This window comes from Pseudomonas sp. GM102, from assembly GCF_000282555.1.
In the GTDB taxonomy this organism is placed as follows: Bacteria; Pseudomonadota; Gammaproteobacteria; order Pseudomonadales; family Pseudomonadaceae; genus Aquipseudomonas.
The window spans coordinates 1-18,315 of sequence record NZ_AKJB01000011.1 but is presented as its reverse complement, the minus strand read 5'-3'; the positions used below and the strand labels follow the sequence as shown (position 1 = coordinate 18,315).

The 18,315-nt window shown below is 58.0% G+C and carries 15 protein-coding genes; 7 read left to right on the top strand and 8 right to left on the bottom strand.

Translation table 11 applies throughout. The features are described from left to right. Nucleotides 1-79 precede the first annotated feature (79 nt). Entirely contained in the window at nt 80-790 is a 711-nt protein-coding gene (locus PMI18_RS26760; RefSeq protein ID WP_007895277.1) for an autoinducer binding domain-containing protein, read from the bottom strand. A gap of 295 nt (nt 791-1,085) precedes the next feature. Between PMI18_RS26760 and PMI18_RS26765 the strand changes: the two genes are divergently transcribed. Beyond that, nucleotides 1,086-1,862 carry a ferredoxin--NADP reductase gene (locus tag PMI18_RS26765; protein ID WP_007895275.1) on the top strand — a complete coding sequence of 259 codons (777 nt, stop codon included), beginning with the start codon at nt 1,086-1,088 and terminating at the stop codon, nt 1,860-1,862. A 101-nt stretch (nt 1,863-1,963) separates the two neighbouring features. Here the strand turns inward: PMI18_RS26765 and mscL are convergent, their stop codons facing one another. Then, entirely contained in the window at nt 1,964-2,377 is a 414-nt protein-coding gene (gene mscL / locus PMI18_RS26770; protein WP_007895273.1) for a large-conductance mechanosensitive channel protein MscL, read from the bottom strand. Between the two features lie 286 nt (nt 2,378-2,663). Here mscL and katB point away from each other — a divergent pair, with 286 nt between their 5' ends. Genes katB through radA form a run of 3 tightly spaced genes read left to right on the top strand, consistent with a single transcriptional unit; the run spans nt 2,664 to nt 6,230 of the window. Continuing rightward, a complete protein-coding gene (gene katB, locus PMI18_RS26775) occupies nt 2,664-4,205 on the top strand; it encodes a catalase KatB (protein WP_007895272.1) in 1,542 nt (513 codons plus the stop codon). Between the two features lie 57 nt (nt 4,206-4,262). Continuing rightward, nucleotides 4,263-4,817, top strand: a complete 555-nt coding sequence (locus PMI18_RS26780; RefSeq protein WP_007895271.1) for an ankyrin repeat domain-containing protein — start codon at nt 4,263-4,265, stop codon at nt 4,815-4,817. Between the two features lie 45 nt (nt 4,818-4,862). After that, complete coding sequence (radA, locus tag PMI18_RS26785) at nt 4,863-6,230, top strand: DNA repair protein RadA (RefSeq protein WP_007895270.1); 1,368 nt, start codon at nt 4,863-4,865, stop codon at nt 6,228-6,230. Nucleotides 6,231-6,358: 128 nt separating this feature from the next. Here the strand turns inward: radA and PMI18_RS26790 are convergent, their stop codons facing one another. Then, nucleotides 6,359-6,727, bottom strand: a complete 369-nt coding sequence (locus PMI18_RS26790) for a PilZ domain-containing protein (protein WP_007895269.1) — start codon at nt 6,725-6,727, stop codon at nt 6,359-6,361. A gap of 159 nt (nt 6,728-6,886) precedes the next feature. Between PMI18_RS26790 and PMI18_RS26795 the strand changes: the two genes are divergently transcribed. The 3 genes from PMI18_RS26795 (at nt 6,887) to yjiA (ending at nt 10,300) form a co-directional block, all read left to right on the top strand. Then, nucleotides 6,887-8,953, top strand: a complete 2,067-nt coding sequence (locus PMI18_RS26795) for a carbon starvation CstA family protein (RefSeq protein WP_007895268.1) — start codon at nt 6,887-6,889, stop codon at nt 8,951-8,953. A 14-nt stretch (nt 8,954-8,967) separates the two neighbouring features. Continuing rightward, complete coding sequence (locus tag PMI18_RS26800) at nt 8,968-9,165, top strand: YbdD/YjiX family protein (protein ID WP_007895266.1); 198 nt, start codon at nt 8,968-8,970, stop codon at nt 9,163-9,165. Between the two features lie 163 nt (nt 9,166-9,328). Then, the gene (yjiA, locus tag PMI18_RS26805; protein ID WP_007895263.1) at nt 9,329-10,300 is read left to right on the top strand and encodes a GTPase; all 972 of its coding nucleotides are present in this window, start codon (nt 9,329-9,331) and stop codon (nt 10,298-10,300) included. A 97-nt stretch (nt 10,301-10,397) separates the two neighbouring features. Here the strand turns inward: yjiA and PMI18_RS26810 are convergent, their stop codons facing one another. From PMI18_RS26810 to PMI18_RS26830, 5 genes are all read right to left on the bottom strand, one after another. Continuing rightward, entirely contained in the window at nt 10,398-11,105 is a 708-nt protein-coding gene (locus PMI18_RS26810; RefSeq protein ID WP_007895262.1) for a GntR family transcriptional regulator, read from the bottom strand. Nucleotides 11,106-11,130: 25 nt separating this feature from the next. Further along, nucleotides 11,131-11,835 carry a FadR/GntR family transcriptional regulator gene (locus PMI18_RS26815; RefSeq protein ID WP_007895261.1) on the bottom strand — a complete coding sequence of 235 codons (705 nt, stop codon included), beginning with the start codon at nt 11,833-11,835 and terminating at the stop codon, nt 11,131-11,133. Nucleotides 11,836-11,902: 67 nt separating this feature from the next. Next, nucleotides 11,903-13,216, bottom strand: coding sequence for a C4-dicarboxylate transporter DctA (locus PMI18_RS26820; RefSeq protein WP_007895260.1), 1,314 nt, complete (start codon nt 13,214-13,216; stop codon nt 11,903-11,905). A 280-nt stretch (nt 13,217-13,496) separates the two neighbouring features. After that, nucleotides 13,497-14,750, bottom strand: coding sequence for a serine hydroxymethyltransferase (gene glyA / locus PMI18_RS26825; protein ID WP_007895259.1), 1,254 nt, complete (start codon nt 14,748-14,750; stop codon nt 13,497-13,499). 220 nt (nt 14,751-14,970) lie between these two features. Further along, a partial coding sequence (locus PMI18_RS26830; RefSeq protein ID WP_007895258.1) for a sensor domain-containing protein occupies nt 14,971-18,315 on the bottom strand: 3,345 nt, incomplete at its 5' end.

The following is an 18,315-nucleotide window of genomic DNA, read 5'->3' as shown; positions in this document are numbered from 1 at the left end:
GGCATCACTCAGGATGGATCGCAGATGGTACGTTTTTTTCGTCTGGATTACTCGCAGGGATTGCTTGATTCGAACAGATTCAGATAACGCACATTCTCGCTGCTTTGATCACCGCAGCAATCTTGTTGTTGACGCCAAGTTTGCGGATGGCTCCGCGTATATGAAACTGCACCGTGCTTTCACTGAGGCTGAGGATTCTCGCGATCTCGCCTGCCGTCTTGCCAATGGCTGAATATTTCAACACCTCGACTTCTCGGATTGATAAATGCACCGGGTTCGGCTTTGGGTGGGAGGAGGGCAGATCTTTCGCGACAAGCCCGTGCAGGTGGCGGCTGATGAACATCGCGTAGCCCAGATTTTTATACAGATCATGCGTAGTAATCGGACAGTGGCTTCTGGCCAGACTCAGCATGCTGCAAAGCCCATTCTGATCATGTACGGATTGGGACCAGCCATAGCGCAAACCTTGCTGCTTTTGTGCTTGCCTCAATGTCGGTGTCTTGGAGAAGATCTCTTCTTGCCAAAGAATCGGTAATTCGGAGTGATTGCAATGGGCTAGTATCGGATCGACTTCACTGAAATGTTCTTGTTCATATTTCGTGTTCCATTCGGTGGGGTAATTATTCAGATTGATGTTATGGCGATGTATTTCACTTCTTTGGGATGTTATTGAAAATGCACAAAAATTAAAGCCCAGATTTTTAACGAGATTGAGAGAGATCTCATACGCGGTCTCCATTTTCTGCGCGTAAGACAGCTGCGTTAACTGTGATTCCTTCCACACTTTCATTTGATAACTCCATGCGGACTTTCTTGAGTGGTGCAGATTGGATCCAAGATCCGGCACGCCAGGAGTGTAGGAGTATTCCTACATATATGCTGGATTATTTTGCTCTTGAAAAAGCTCGCGACTGAATATCCGGTTCTTAGGTTCTGTTACAACGGATAAACAGACTTGATGCTAGACGTTATCGTTTTAGTTGTTTTGTACTGCTTGGTTAAGGCCTGAAAAACATTACAAATCACCGGTGTTTACGCTGCCTGCTTTGCGGGACACTAGCCTCATCTGTTGAATGGAGCGACCCATGACTGCCAGTGCAGAAAAATTCACTCGCCAGACGCTGCTTGACGTCCAGACGTTGACTCCCAACCTGTTCACCCTGCGGACCACCAGGGATCCTGGCTTTCGTTTTCGCGCAGGGCAGTTCGCCCGATTGGGCGTGACCAAGGCCGACGGCAGCACGGTGTGGCGGGCTTATTCGATGGTCTCGTCACCCTATGACGAGTTCCTTGAATTCTTCTCCATTGTCGTACCGGGAGGGGAGTTCACCAGTGAACTGAATCGGCTGGAAGTCGGCGATACGCTGCTGGTCGACCGGCAGGCCTTTGGCTATCTGACGCTGGATCGCTTCGTCGATGGCCGTGACCTCTGGATGTTATCCACAGGCACCGGGCTGGCGCCGTTTCTGTCGATCCTGCAGGACTTCGAGGTTTGGGAAAAATTCGAGCGAATCATCCTGGTCTACAGCGTGCGCGAAGCGCGGGAGTTGGCGTACCAGGAGCTGATTGCAGGGCTGGCCCAGCGCGATTATCTGGCTGAGTACACGCACAAGCTGCAGTTCATCGCTACCGTCACCCGCGAACAGCATCCTGGTGCCTTGAATGGGCGGATCACCAGTCTCATAGAAAGTGGCGAACTGGAGCAGACCGCCGGTGTAGCGCTGACAGCCGAGCATTCACGGGTGATGCTCTGCGGTAATCCACAGATGATCGATGACACGCGCAAGTTGCTCAAACAACGGGACATGCACCTGAGCCTCAGTCGACGACCCGGCCAGGTGGCAGTGGAAAACTACTGGTAAACAAGTGGCGTGTAGCAGCCGCCGAGCTTGCGAGGCTGCTGCTACACGCCGAACGCAGGCTGCTACAAAAGGAGCGTCGTAACTGATTGGGCAATCAGTTATCAGGGTTGATTGTTCTGGGCCTTGAGCAGATCGCGAATCTCTTCCAGCAGCTCTTCTTCCTTGGTCGGAACCGGCGGCAGGGTTGGCGCAACGGCCTCTTCGCGTTTCAGACGGTTGATGGCCTTGACGCCCATGAAGATCGCGAAGGCGACGATGATGAAGTCGATCAAGCTCTGGATGAACTTACCGTAGGCCAGCATCACCGCCGGGACATCACCGTTGGCAGCCTTGAGCGTAATGGCCAGGTCACTGAAGTCCACCCCACCGATCAGCAAGCCGATTGGCGGCATCACCACGTCGCCGACAAATGACGAAACGATTTTGCCGAAGGCGGCGCCGATGATGATACCGACGGCCATGTCGACCACATTACCTTTGACCGCGAAGGCCTTGAACTCACTTATCACGCCCATAGGTTATTTCCTTGTTACAGATGAGGTTGGGTGAACGCAGTGTAATTCAGCAAAACGGCTCCTGCTCGAAACGCCGCCTCACAATGCGAGCTCTTATCGACACATCTTCCGGCAATTAGTTTACAAAGTGCCACCAGTCGCGCGCGATTACGCGCTCTAGACCGGGCTTTCCAGAACCTTTTCGCTATCGGCTCGGTGCGGGATTTCTATTTATGTTTTGGCCTTTGGGTCACTAGCCTCTGTGGGGCGCACCTGGATGCGCCTTATAAAATCAGAGGAAACTTACATGACGACTCCCCTTGGCCTTGGGGCTTTTCCCCTTAGTCGTACCGTTGGCGTTCTGACCGCCAGCCTGCTGTCCTTCTCCGTCAATGCAGCGACGTTGACCCGTGATAACGGCGCCGCCGTCGGCGACAACCAGAACTCGCAAACCGCTGGCGCCACCGGGCCGGTGCTGTTGCAAGACGTACAACTGATCCAGAAACTCCAGCGTTTTGACCGTGAGCGCATTCCCGAGCGCGTGGTGCATGCCCGTGGCACTGGCGCCCATGGCACGTTCACCGTGACCGACGACCTCAGTGATCTGACCAAGGCCAAGGTGTTCGCCGGTGGCCAGAACACACCGGTATTTGTGCGTTTCTCCGCTGTGGTCCATGGTAACCATTCGCCGGAAACCTTGCGTGATCCGCGAGGGTTCGCCACCAAGTTCTACACCGCAGACGGCAACTGGGACCTGGTCGGCAACAATTTTCCGACCTTCTTCATCCGTGACGCGATCAAGTTTCCAGACATGGTCCACGCCTTCAAGCCGGATCCGCGCACCAACCTTGACGACGATTCCCGTCGTTTCGACTTTTTCTCCCATGTTCCGGAAGCCACTCGCACCTTGACCGAGTTGTATTCCAACTCCGGTACGCCGGCCAGTTATCGGGAAATGGACGGAAATGGTGTGCACGCCTATAAATTGGTTAACGCCAAAGGTGATGTGCACTATGTAAAATTTCACTGGAAAAGTTTGCAGGGAATAAAAAATCTCGACCCTAAAGAAGTCACTAATGTTCAAGGTCAAGACTACAGTCATATGACTAACGACTTGGTCGCTCATATTAATAAGGGTGACTTTCCGAAGTGGGACTTGTACGTCCAGGTTCTAAATCCGCAAGACTTGTCCAAGTTTGATTTCGATCCATTGGACGCGACCAAGATCTGGCCCGGTGTTCCTGAACGAAAAGTTGGACAAATGGTGTTGAACCGCAATCCAGCGAATGTTTTCCAGGAAACCGAACAAGTGGCCATGGCCCCGGCCAATTTAGTTCCGGGTATCGAACCTTCGGAAGATCGCTTACTGCAAGGGCGAGTGTTCTCATATGCCGATACCCAACTGTATCGTCTGGGGGCCAACGCTCTGCAGTTGCCGATCAACGCACCCAAAATCGCCGTGAACAACGGTAACCAGGATGGCGCAATGAACATCGGCGCCAGCAGCACGGGCGTGAATTACCAGCCAAGTCGTTTGCTGTCGCGCGAAGAGCCGCAAACCGCGCGTTACAGCCAGTCGACCCTGTCGGGCAGCACGCAGCAGGCGAAAATTCAGCGTGAGCAGAACTTCAAGCAGGCCGGCGATCTGTATCGCTCGTTCAACCAGAAGGAACGTCAGGACCTGATCGACAGCTTCGGCGGCTCCCTGGCCACCACCGATGACGAGAGCAAGCACATCATCCTGTCCTTTCTTTACAAGGCCGACCCGGAATACGGGACCGGGGTGGCCAAAGTAGCCAAGGGGGATCTGGCTCGGGTCAAGGCGCTGGCGGCCAAACTGGTCGACTGATCCATCTGCCTGAAGCGGGACCTCATGTGAGGTCCCGTCTGATCAAGGAGCGTTGCCATGCGTTTTTATCTGCCGGTATTTCTGGCCTGCTGGTCTCTCGGTGTGTTTGCCGGGCCTGAAGCGCCAGTCTCGAAGGATCCTGAGGCACTGAAAGTCCAATTGCAGGATTACTACTTCGATGCCGCCCGACGCGGTGATGTGCCCATGCTCGAAACCTTCATCGAGGCCGGCTATTCACTCGATACCCGCGACAGCAAGGGTTACACCGCGCTGATTCTGGCCGCCTATCACGGCCAGAGCGCCGCAGTGGAGCGTTTGCTCGTTGCCGGGGCGGATGCCTGTGCCCAGGATCAACGAGGCAACACGGCGTTGATGGGCGCGATTTTCAAAGGCGAAGTGCAGATTGCCAGGACCTTGCTGGCCGCACATTGCAGTCCCGACCAACGCAACGGCGCGGGACAGACTGCCGCGATGTACGCCGGCTTGTTCAAGCGCGTCGAGTTGCTGGGCGCTCTCAAGGCCAAAGGGGCGGACATGAACGCCGAAGATCCGCTGGGCAACAGCGCCGCGCGTCTGGCCAGCGGTGAAATCCGTACGGCGGCGCCGCGCTGATCCGCGCGAGCTGAGCTATCATCGCGGTTTTTGCCGGGAGTTCAGATGGCCAAGGCCAAGCGCATGTACGGCTGCACCGAGTGTGGCTCAACCTTCCCGAAGTGGGCCGGCCAGTGCGGCGAATGCGGGGCCTGGAATACGCTGACCGAAACCATGGTGGAGAGCGGCGGCGCCGCAGCCCCCAGCGGGCGCACCGGTTGGACCGGCCAGCAAGCGCAGATCAAAACCCTGGCCGAAGTCAGTGTCGAAGAGATTCCGCGTTTCTCCACGGCGTCCAGCGAGCTGGATCGCGTTCTGGGCGGCGGCCTGGTGGATGGCTCGGTGGTGTTGATCGGTGGTGATCCCGGCATCGGCAAGTCGACCATTTTGTTGCAAACCTTGTGCAACCTCGCCAAGAGCATGCCGGCACTGTATGTCACCGGCGAAGAGTCCCAGCAACAAGTGGCCATGCGCGCCCGGCGCTTGGGCTTGCCTCAGGATCAGCTGCGGGTGATGACCGAAACCTGCATCGAAACCATCATCGCCACCGCGCGGCAGGAAAAGCCCAAGGTGATGGTGATCGACTCGATTCAGACGATTTTCACCGAGCAACTGCAATCGGCGCCGGGGGGCGTCTCCCAGGTGCGCGAAAGTGCGGCGTTGCTGGTGCGTTACGCCAAACAAAGTGGCACGGCGATTTTCCTTGTGGGGCATGTCACCAAAGAAGGCGCGCTGGCCGGTCCTCGAGTACTGGAACATATGGTCGACACCGTTCTGTATTTCGAAGGCGAATCCGATGGGCGCCTGCGTTTGTTGCGTGCGGTGAAAAACCGTTTCGGCGCGGTGAATGAATTGGGCGTGTTCGGCATGACCGACAAGGGCCTGAAAGAAGTCTCCAACCCCTCGGCGATTTTTCTGACCCGCGCCCAGGAAGAAGTCCCGGGCAGCGTGGTCATGGCAACGTGGGAAGGCACCCGGCCGATGCTGGTTGAAGTCCAGGCGTTGGTGGACGATAGCCATATGGCCAACCCACGCCGGGTAACGCTCGGTCTGGATCAGAATCGCTTGGCCATGTTGTTGGCGGTTTTGCATCGACATGGCGGCATTCCGACTCACGATCAGGACGTGTTCCTCAACGTGGTCGGCGGGGTGAAGGTGCTGGAGACTGCATCTGACTTGGCCCTGATGGCGGCGGTCATGTCCAGTTTGCGTAACCGACCGCTGCCCCATGATCTGCTGGTGTTCGGCGAAGTCGGCTTGTCGGGTGAAGTGCGCCCGGTGCCAAGTGGTCAGGAACGCTTGAAAGAGGCGGCCAAGCACGGCTTCAAACGCGCCATCGTGCCCAAGGGTAACGCGCCGAAAGAGGCGCCGCCGGGATTGCAGATTATTGCTGTGACGCGTCTGGAACAGGCACTGGACGCGTTGTTCGAGTAACTTTCAGATCGATACAAAACCTGTGGGAGCGGGCTTGCCCGCGATTGCATTCTTTCATTCAACCTATTTGTTGCGGTTGAATCAGCTATCGCGGGCAAGCCCGCTCCCACAGTGTTTTGCGGCAGTTTCTAGATCTCGATCAGGGCGCCCAATTCGCGCTCTAATTCCTGGGGATCTCCCAGATTGAACTCAATCAACCGCCGCAGTCGTTCAATCGATTCCAGGCTGATGTGTTTGCAGACGAAGCCGAGCTGACCATGGTCATCGTGGGTCAACATCACATCCATCTTGATGGCGACATCTTCGTTGAGATGAATATCAACCAGGAAATGCCAGTCCGGATTCCCCAGCCACGGCTCGGGCTTCTCGATAAGCAGCCCCTTGAGCGACAGGTCGATCAACTTCACCGGCCAGATGAACTCCCCCTGGCTCAGCTCGGTTTGGGCATCGAACGCAAAACGTTTGAAGCGGCGGCGATCAGCGGGGTGGTCACTCATGGCGCAATCCTCTGAATGTCCGCTGACTATAGACCCGCATCATTAAAACCTGCCAGCCAAGACAAGGCCTTGGATCAATGTCGGGGTATGGCCTTTGCTGTCAGTAGCGCTAAACTCCGGATGGCTGTCTTTCTTGTCCACTCTGGCTGGAATCATAAAATGAAAAATAATAATAGCCTGCTACGCCACCTACCCTGGCTGCTGCTGGCAATCCTGGGAGCGTGCGCCCTGGGTGTAGTGGCATTGCGCCGAGGCGAGGCGATCAATGCCTTGTGGATTGTGGTCGCCGCCGTGGCCATTTATCTGGTCGCGTACCGCTACTACAGCCTGTTCATCGCTAACAATGTGATGCAACTCGATCCGCGTCGGGCGACGCCCGCCGTACTCAACAACGATGGTCTGGACTATGTACCGACCAACAAACACATTCTTTTCGGTCACCACTTTGCCGCGATCGCCGGCGCAGGGCCGCTGGTCGGCCCGGTCCTGGCCGCGCAGATGGGCTACCTGCCCGGTACGCTGTGGCTGATTGCCGGGGTGGTGCTGGCCGGTGCGGTTCAGGACTTCATGGTCCTGTTCATGTCCACCCGCCGCAACGGTCGTTCCCTGGGCGACATGGTCCGTGAGGAAATGGGCCGCATCCCCGGAACCATCGCGCTGTTCGGCTGCTTCCTGATCATGATCATCATCCTCGCGGTGCTGGCGCTGATCGTGGTCAAGGCCCTGGCCGAGAGCCCGTGGGGTATTTTCACGGTAATGGCGACCATCCCGATCGCGATGTTCATGGGCATCTACATGCGCTACATCCGTCCGGGCCGCATCGGCGAAATCTCGGTGATCGGCGTGGCGTTGCTGCTGGGTTCGATCTGGCTGGGCGGGCAGATTGCCGCTGACCCGGTGTGGGCCAAGGCGTTCACCTTCACCGGAGTCCAGATCACCTGGATGCTGATCGGCTACGGTTTCGTCGCGGCGGTACTGCCGGTATGGCTGATCCTGGCGCCACGTGATTACCTGTCGACCTTCCTCAAGATCGGCACCATCGTCGCGCTGGCGATCGGCATCCTGATCACCATGCCCGAGCTGAAAATGCCGGCATTGACCCAGTTCATCGACGGCACCGGGCCGGTGTGGAAGGGCGGTCTGTTCCCGTTCCTGTTCATTACCATTGCCTGTGGCGCGGTCTCGGGATTCCACGCGCTGATCTCCTCCGGCACCACGCCGAAGTTGCTGGATAACGAAGTTAACGCCCGTTACATCGGTTACGGCGGCATGCTGATGGAGTCCTTCGTGGCGATCATGGCGATGGTTGCCGCTTCGGTGATCGAGCCAGGCGTGTACTTCGCCATGAACAGCCCGGCGGCCGTGGTCGGCGGTGATGTGGTGGCGGTCGCGCAAGCGGTCAGCAACTGGGGCTTTGCAATCACGCCGGAGGCGCTGCAAGCAGTGGCCAAGGACATCGGTGAAACCACCATCCTGGCGCGTGCCGGTGGTGCGCCGACCCTGGCGGTCGGTATCGCGCAGATCCTGCACAGTGTGCTGCCGGGTGAAAACACCATGGCGTTCTGGTACCACTTCGCGATCCTCTTCGAAGCGCTGTTCATCCTGACCGCGGTGGACGCCGGTACCCGTGCCGGGCGTTTCATGCTGCAGGATTTGCTCGGCTCCTTCGTGCCTGCGTTGAAACGCACCGAGTCCTGGACTGCCAACCTGATCGCAACCGCCGGTTGCGTAGCGATGTGGGGTTACCTGCTGTATCAAGGCGTGATCGACCCATTGGGCGGGATCAATACCTTGTGGCCGCTGTTCGGTATCTCCAACCAGATGCTGGCCGGGATCGCGCTGATGTTGGCAACTGTTGTGCTGATCAAAATGAAGCGCCAACGCTACATCTGGGTGACCATGCTGCCAGCCGTGTGGTTGCTGATCTGCACCACCACCGCAGGCTTCATCAAGCTGTTCGACGCCAACCCGGCGATCGGTTTCCTGTCGCTGGCGAAAAAATACAGTGATGCGTTGGCTAACGGGCAGATTCTGGCCCCGGCCAAGAGCATCGAGCAGATGCAGCACGTGATCTACAACGCCTACACCAACGCAACGTTGACCGCGTTGTTCCTGTTTGTGGTATTCAGCATCCTGTTCTATGCGCTCAAGGTCGGCATTGCCGCCTGGGGCAGCAAAGAACGTACGGATAAAGAATCGCCATTCCAGGCTCAGCCGGATGCGTAATCGAGGATTGCACCATGTTCAATGACCTGAGTCGCCTCGGTAAATACCTCGGTCAGGCCGCGCGCCTGATGGTCGGCATGCCCGACTACGACAACTACGTCGAGCATATGCAAACCAAACACCCGGACAAACCGGTGATGAGCTACGAGATGTTCTTTCGCGAACGTCAGGAAGCCCGTTACGGTGGCAAGGGTGGGCCGAAGTGCTGTTGACCCGGTTGTCGGGTTAATAGCAATCCCTGTGGGAGCTAGCCTGCTAGCGATGGCGCCTGAACATTCAACATCACTGTTGATTGACAGTCTGCCATCGCTAGCAGGCTAGCTCCCACATTTGTTTTTGTGTTGATTTCTAATTTTGTGAAACAGGAGATTCCAGTTGTCCTCTCCCATTCCAGTAACAATCCTCAGTGGCTTTCTCGGCGCTGGTAAAACCACCTTGCTGCGCCACCTGCTCAAAGCCGAGCACGGCTTGAAAATCGCCGTGATCGAAAACGAATTCAGTGACGCCGGTATCGACACCCAGCTGTTGGGCGACGAGCCGGTGCAAGTGATGACGCTGTCCAACGGCTGCGTCTGCTGCACCATCCACACCGATTTGACCAAAGCGCTGTACCTGCTGCTCGAACGCCTGGACAGCGGCGAAATCGCCTTCGATCGCCTGGTAATCGAATGCACCGGTCTGGCCGACCCGGCCCCGGTGGCGCAAACCTTCTTCATCGACGAAGAACTGCGTGAGCGCTACATCCTCGACGGCATCATCACCCTGGTGGACGCGGCCCACGCCGACCTGCACCTGACCCAGACCATCGCCCAGGCACAGATCGGCTTTGCCGACCGCTTGCTGGTGAGCAAACGGGATCTGGTGGACGAGCCGACCTTCACTGCCCTCAGCGAACGCCTGACCCGCATCAACCGTCGCGCGCCCATCCGCGTGGTCGACCACGGCAAGATTGATCTGGCCGAACTGCTGGACGTGCGCGGCTTCAACCTCAATGCCGATCTCGACGGTGGAATGAGTCTGCGCCCAGTGAGCAAGGCGCCGTCCATCGACCGTATCTCCAGCCTGGTGCTGCGCACCGACAAGCCGCTGGATATCGACAAACTCAGTGAGTTCATGAACGAGCTGCTGGAAGAACATGGCAAGCAACTGCTGCGCTACAAAGGTGTTTTGAACATCCTTGGCGAACCGCGGCGCATGGTGTTTCAGGGTGTCTTGAAGCTGTACGGATTCGACTGGGATACGGAATGGGCCGACGATGAAACACGCGAAAGCGTGATCGTGTTCATTGCCGATGATTTGCCGGAAGAGAAGATTCGTGAAGGGTTTGCGCGGGTCGCGGCGGATTGAATATGCGTTCGTCGGTGATGACGCCTTCGCGGGCAAGCCTCGCTCCTACAGCTATTGCATATCCTCTGTAGGAGCGAGGCTTGCCCGCGAAGACGATTTAACCGGCGACACGATTCTGGCTGACTATCGATCCAGCGTTCAGCAGTTTTTCGTCAAGATGATCCAGATGCCGGGTCATCAACATCTCGGCCGCTGTAGCGTCCCGACGCTCCACTGCATCGACAATCTCCGTGTGCTCCTGCCACGCGCAATCATCGCCTACCTGCACATCAAACTGCGCAATCGCCAGCGAAGTCAGCGGTACCAGAGTGCCGAGAAAATGCGCCAACGGTGCGTTCCCCGCCATTTCGGCCAGTTGCAAATGAAACTCCCCAGACAGTCGAATTGCCGGACCACGCGCCGTGCATTGGCGCTCGCTGTCGATCAAGTCGCGCAGGCGTTTCAAGTCTTGTGGGCGAGGCCGTTGGCAGGCCAGTCGAACCAGCGTGATCTCGGTCAGTCGTCGAGCATGCAGCGCCTGCCGAGTCTGTTCGGCATCGGGTGCGGCGACTCGGGGACGATGGTTGGTGCGAAGGATAATGATCTGCTGATGGGACAACTGCGTCAGCACGCCACGAATGTCACTGCGTCGAGCGCTGAACATCTGCGCCAGGCTGTCTTCAGTAAAACGACTGGCTGCATGGATGCGCTGTTCGAGAATGGCGTCGAAGATCCGTGAATAGAGATCATCCGCTGACGGTTTGCTTGTGTCCGTTCGGGTGAAGGGCAGGGCAGTGAATATCTGTGGTGAGGCGAAGCTGTTCATGGCCTGTCTCCAGTTCGAAGAGGGTTTAACTGCCCAGGTGATCGTCCGGGATGTTCAATTCGATGCCCATCCGTTGGCCTTCCCGAAGGATGTGCCGGCGCATCTCGGCGCTGGCCTGGGCGCTGTTCTTACTGCGGATGGCACGCACGACGGCTTCGTTTTCTTCAAGGCGTTCAGCCAGATGTTCCGGCGAATTGCGCAGCACGTCGGCGCTTTGCTTGAGGGCATTGCTGGTTTGTTGCACCACGCTCTGGAAAATCGGGTTTGAGGTCAGGGTGAACAGCTCCTCATGGAACGCAATGTAGGCGTTCACGCCGGCTTCGCTGTCGTTGGCCTCAAGGGCTTCGCGCATGTCCATCAGGGTCAGGCGCAGTTGCCCGACTTCCTTGCTGCTGATGGACTGCGCCACCAGGCCGACGATGAACGGTTCGAGGGTGTAACGCAGTTGCAGCACGTCTTCCAGGCTGGCCCCGGCTACCGCGCTATCGTGGCTTTGACTGTCGTTGAGATTGGCCTCCAGCACCACTACGCCTTTGCCTGGCATGGAGCGCACCAGGCCAAGGGTTTCCAGCACGATCACCGCTTCACGCAGGCTCGGGCGACTGATGCCCAGTTGTTCGGCCAGTTCACGCTGGCCCGGCAGCATTTCGCCGGAACGCCACTGACCGCGGGCCAGCGCGGCCCGAAGTTTTTCTACGACTGAATTTACAACGGTTGACGAGGTAATCACGGTTCGCTCCAGGAGCATCTATAACGATTGATGATCGTGCCCGCCCTCGGGCAGGCACGTCGATTATTCAAAATTCCTGCTGATGGGCCGGTGCAATCGGTTTCCTGGGCTGGAAGGTATAACCCACCTGACCGGAAAGCACTTTGTTCGCCCGTTGGATATCGATGTCCTTTTCCCAACGGGCGATGGCCACCGTGGCGACGCAATTGCCGATCAGGTTGGTCAGCGCCCGGCCGATGCCCATGAACCAGTCCACCGCCAGCACCAGCACCAGACCCACTACCGGAATCGCAGGGATTGCAGTCAGGGTTGCGGCGAGAATCACCAGCGCCGAGCCGGGAATCCCGTGGGCACCCTTGGAGGTGATCAGCGACACCAGCAGAATCGTCAGCAGATCGGTCATGGCCAGCGGCGTGCCGGTGGCATTGGCGATGAACACAATGGCCAGGGTCAGGTAGATCGAAAAGCCATCAAGGTTGAACGAGTACCCGGTCGGAATCACCAGCCCGACCGTGGAGCTGCCGATGCCCAGATGCTCAAGCTTGCGCATGATTTGTGGCAGCACGGCGTCGGAAGAAGCGGTGCCCATGACGATCATCAGTTCTTCACGCAGGTACTTGAGCAACGGCCACATCTTCAGGCCTGAAAGGCGCATCACCAGGCCGAGAATCAATGCCACGAACGCTACACAGGTCATGTAGAAAAGACCGACCAGGCTGCCCAGGTGCTGCAGCGAATCCAGGCCATATTTACTGGTGGTGAAAGCGATGGCGCCGAACACGCCGATCGGCGCCAGACGCACGATCATGCCCATGATGCGGAAGATCACGTGGCTCAGCTCATTAATCAGCCGGGAAATACCCGACGCTGCTTCGCCCACCAGGTTCAGCGCGCTGCCGAACAGCACCGAAAACAGCAGGACTTGCAGAATGTTGTTTTCCGCGAAGGCGCCGATTACCGAGGTCGGGATCAGGTTCATCAGGAACTGGGAGGTGGTTTGCATGTGCTGACCGCGCTGGGCGATGTCGCCCATGTCGGCGGCGGAGAGCTGCTCCAGATGAATGTTCGCGCCGCTGCCAATGCCGGTCGTGAAGGCGAACACCAGGCCGATCACCAAGGCGATGGTGGTCAGTATTTCGAAGTAGATCACCGATTTGAGGCCGATGCGTCCGACCTTCTTCAGGTCGCCGGCACCGCTGATGCCGCTGACCACCACGCAGAACACGATCAGACCAATGAGCATCTTGATCAGTTTGATGAAACCGTCGCCGAGAGGTTTGAGTTGGGCGGAGTATTCGGGAAGGGTCAGCCCGCAGACGATGCCGAGCACCAGTCCGAGAACCACTTGAAGGAAGATTGAACGCGAGCACCATCTGAGCATGGGAGGAATCCTGGTCGGTGTCCTGGCTGCCGTGCGCGATGCACATCAGATTCAGGACTTAATTATTGTGGTCTTACCGGTATGTCCAGTGCAGGCGCAGTCTACGCTGGGTTTTTTCAGGATTACAAGTGGAAATAGAAAAATTGGCATGACCGGTCTGACCAGTGGCTAAAGCCGCGTAGGAGCTGCCGAAGGCTGCGATCTTTTGATCTTTCTGGCAGACGAAAAAAAACCGGCCATCACTGACCGGTTTTTTCACTACTGCGGTTTAGCGGGGCAATTAAGCGCCGTATACCGGCAGCTTCTTGCAGATGGCCTTGACCTTCTCACGAACGGCGTCGATCACCGCTTCGTTGGAAAGATCTGCCAGGATGTCGCAGATCCAGCCGGCCAGCTCTTTGCACTCTGCTTCCTTGAAGCCGCGAGTGGTCACAGCCGGAGTACCGAAACGCAGACCGGAGGTGACGAACGGGGAGCGTGGATCGTTCGGTACCGAGTTCTTGTTCACGGTGATGAACGCTTTGCCCAGTGCGGCGTCGGCGTCTTTACCGGAGATTTCCTGCTTGATCAGCGACAGCAGGAACAGGTGGTTCTGAGTACCGCCCGACACCACGTCGAAACCGCGCTCGATGAACACGCCGGCCATGGCCTGGGCGTTTTTCACCACTTGTTGCTGGTAGGCCTTGAACTCAGGTTGCAGCGCTTCCTTGAAGCAGATCGCCTTGGCAGCGATCACGTGCTCCAGCGGGCCACCCTGGGCGCCCGGGAATACCGCGGAGTTGAGCTTCTTTTCGATATCGGCGTTGGCGCGAGCCAGGATCAGGCCGCCACGTGGACCGCGCAGGGTCTTGTGCGTGGTGGTGGTCACGACGTCAGCGAATGGAACCGGGTTCGGGTAGACGCCAGCGGCGACCAGACCGGCCACATGAGCCATGTCGACGAACAGGTAGGCACCGACTTTGTCAGCGATTTCGCGGAAACGCGGGAAGTCGAGGATCTGCGAGTAGGCAGAGAAACCGGCCACGATCATTTTTGGCTTGTGCTCGACCGCCAGGCGCTCGACTTCGTCGTAGTCGATCAGGCCGTTGGCATCGATGCCGTACTGAACAGCGTTGTACAGCTTGCCGGAGGACGAAACGCTGGCACCGTGGGTCAGGTGACCGCCGTGGGCCAGGCTCATGCCCAGAATGGTGTCGCCCGCTTGCAGCAGGGCCAGGTAAACGGCGCTGTTGGCTTGGGAACCGGCGTGTGGCTGAACGTTGGCGTAATCGGCGCCGAACAGTTCTTTGGCACGGTCGATGGCCAGTTGCTCAACCACGTCGACGAACTCGCAACCGCCGTAGTAGCGCTTGCCCGGATAACCTTCGGCGTACTTGTTGGTCAGTACCGAGCCTTGAGCTTCCATCACCGCAGGGCTGGTGTAGTTTTCCGAAGCGATCAGCTCAATGTGTTCTTCCTGGCGCTGAGCTTCTTGCTCCATGGCGGCAAAAAGGTCGGCGTCGTACTTGGCAATAGTCAAATCACGGCTGAACATGGCGGTCCTCAAGGATCGGGGCAGAAAAGGGGGGCATTCTAACCCAATGGGTTTTAGATGGCATATGAAAGGACATCATGTCGCAGACAAGTGGTGTTCATGCGCCGGATTTGCGGTGTTTGTGCGGGCCTCTTCGCGGGCAAGCCTCGCTCCTACGGATAGCACCGTCTGTAGGAGCGAGGCTTGCTCGCGAAGGCGTCACGACAGGCGCTGCTGAATCTCAATCAAACATGAACAACGCATCATTGCTGAACTGCGCCTCAAACCGACTCGCCGGCATCGGCCGGCCAAACAGATACCCCTGAACCTCATCGCAACCATGCTCACGCAGGAAGTCGAGCTGCTCGTGGGTTTCCACGCCTTCGGCGATCACCGCCAGATTGAGGCTGTGGGCCATGGCAATGATCGCCCGGGCAATTTGTGCATCCTGTTCCCCCGAGGGCAGGCCATCGACGAAAGTGCGGTCGATTTTCAGCACGTCGATCGGGAATTGCTTGAGGTAGTTGAGCGATGAATAGCCGGTGCCGAAGTCATCGACTGCGATACTCAGGCCGAGGTTTTTCAACCCGGCGAGGATCTGCATCGCCTCGCTGACTTCGCGCATCAGAATACTTTCAGTCAACTCCAGCTCCAGGCACGCCGGCGGCAGGCCGGTTTCCTTGAGGATGGTGGCGATCCGGGTGCCGAGCTGCCCATCGGAGAATTGCCGGGCAGAAATGTTCACCGACACCTTCGGCACCCGCACCTTGGCCTGATGCCAGGTCTTGAGCTGACGGCAGGCTTCGCTGATCACCCAGTCGCCGACATCCACCACCAACCCGAGCTCTTCGAGCACCGGAATGAAATCCCCCGGCGGCACCAGACCGCGACGTGGGTGGCGCCAGCGCAGCAGGGCTTCGGCACCGGTCAGACGCTTGCCGTCACCGCTGAATTGCGGCTGGTAGTACAGCACGAATTCGTTTTGTTCCAGGGCATGACGCAAGTCGCTTTCCAGCTCCAGACGCTCCAGGGCGCTGGCGTTCATGTCGGCCTGATAGAACTGGAAGTTGTTTTTACCGCGTTCCTTGGCGTGGTACATCGCCGTGTCGGCGTTCTTCATCAGCTGACTGAGTTCGCTGCCGTCCTGAGGGCTCAGGGCGATACCGATACTGGCAGTGACAAAAAACTCGCGGCCTTCCAGCACGAACGGTTTCACCAGGCTGGCGAGGATCTGTTCGGCCACGTGAATCGCCCGGTTCAACGCGATCTCCCGGTTGACCCGCGGTTGCAGCAGCAAAGTGAACTCATCACCCCCCATGCGTGCCACGGTGTCGTCATCGTCGACGCAACCAAGCAGGCGCGTGGCCATTTCCTTGAGCATACGGTCGCCGGCGGCGTGGCCCAGGGAGTCGTTGATCGGCTTGAAACGGTCCAGGTCGAGGAACATCAGCACCACCCAGGACTTCTGCCGTTCAGCCGATTGCAACGCGGTGTGCAGGCGATCCTGGAACAGCGTGCGGTTGGGCAGGTGAGTCAGGGCGTCGTAATAGGCGAGCCGGTGAATCCGTTGTTCACTGGCCTTGCGCTCGCTGATGTCGCTGAAGAAACACACGTAGCTGGCCAGGTCGCCTTCATCGTCGAGTACCGCGGTAATCCCGACCCAGGCCGGGTAATGCTCGCCATTGCGTCGTTTGAGCCAGACTTCGCCTTCCCAGGTGCTGTGCTGATGCAATTGCTTGAGCACATAGCGCAGATGGGCTTCCTGCTGCTCATCGACGGTGAGCATATTCGGCAACTGGTCGAGGACCTGGGCCACTGCATAGCCGCTGACGCGACTGAAAGCCTCGTTGGCCTGAACGATGTAGCCGGCCGGGTCAGTGATCAGAATCGCCGAGGTCGAGTGCTCGAATACCGTGGCCGCCATGCGCAGGTCTTTTTCGGCCCGACGTTGCTGGCTGATGTCGCGGCCGACCCCGAGCACACCTTCGAAGGCACCGTGCTCGTCCCAGACCAGCACCAGACGCAACTCGATGGGGATCTTGCGTCCGTCGGCCCGCAGGCAGTCGAACAGAAACAGCTGGGTCTGCACCTGACTGCGCAGCAGCGCCAGTTGCTCGGGCTTATCCAGCGCTTTGCTGACCCGGTCCATCAGGCTGTAGATGCCAGTCAGTTGTTGTGGATTGGCGATGGTCGATTGCCAGCCGTTCTGGAATATCCAGTCGGCGTCGAAGCCCAGTACGGCTTGCACCGAGGGGCTGACGTAGTTGAGCGCCATCTTGCTGTCGGTGGAAAAAATCACGTCGCTGATGCTTTCGGCGAGCATCCGGTAGCGTTGCTCGCTGTCGCGCAGGGACTCGCTGGCCTCGATCTGCTCGGTGATGTCCTTGGCCACGCCAATGATGCGGGTGACCTGATCGTGTTTGTCCCGCGCCAGGGCCTGTTCGCGAATATCGAAACGCCGCCATTTGCCATCGCGATGGCGGAAACGCAGCTGACATTGCATCAGTTGGGTGTAACCCGCGTGACGTTGGGACTGGCGTGATCGGTGGTAGTAGTCGGCATCCTCGGGGTGCAACAGGATTTCCCAGAAATACTCGCCCATCTGGTGCAGTTCGGTGCGGTTGTAACCCAGCGTTTGCCCCAGGTGATGGTTGCTGAAGATCATCCGCTGGCTGATTACATCCTGCACATACAGATGATCCGGCACGGTGCGCACCACGTCGGACCAGAACCCTTCACGCTCCAGCAGCGACAATTCGATGAGCTTGCGACTGGTGATGTCGCTGATGCTCAGGATCACCGCTTTGTAGTCGGCCTGATCTTCCGGCAGACGCAGTACCAGCCACAAATGCTGGTCGCGGCCATTGGCGTCCTGGAGTTTGATTTCCAGCTCAAGCTGTTTCTGCTGCTGGAGCACCGCTTCGAGCACTTGATTGCCGATGGCCGTGCAGTCCAATGGGCAGCCGTCGATCAGCAGTTTCCAGGCTTGATCGCAGGAATTGACATTGAGCAGTTGCAGGGCGACTTGATTGACCTCGGTGATGCGCAGTTCCTGCAGCAGTTGCTGGCGTTGCTCCGGTGTCTGGAGCCAGGCCTTCAACTGCTCGCTGCTGTTGAGTTGAGCCCTGTCGAAGAGACTTTTGAGCCCGGACAGGTCGAGCACGCACAGCGCAACGCCGGTGCCTTCGAAAATGTCCTGATAGCGTCGACGGCCTTCATGCAATTGGCGTTGGCGGCGACGAATGTTCAGCAAAGCGATGAACGGCAACAAGGAGAGGGCCAGACCCAGCAGGCATTTGCCGATGAACGCCGGCAGCAGTTGTTCGATCACCCGTTGCCGGTCGAACAGCCCGCGCAGTTGCCAATCGCTGCTGCTCAAGGGGATTGTCAGCACGCTGTTGGCCAGTTCGTCGGCTGTCAGCACGGCCGGTTTGGCCGAGGGCTGAGCGTCATCGCGGCTGATGATTTGATGATTGATGCGGTTTTCCACCAGCCACTGGGGGCGGATGCCGACGTCGCCCTGTTTGGTCAGTGAGGAGAAAAACGTTGGCGTCAGGCGCAGGACCCAATAGCCGCGGCTGCTGCC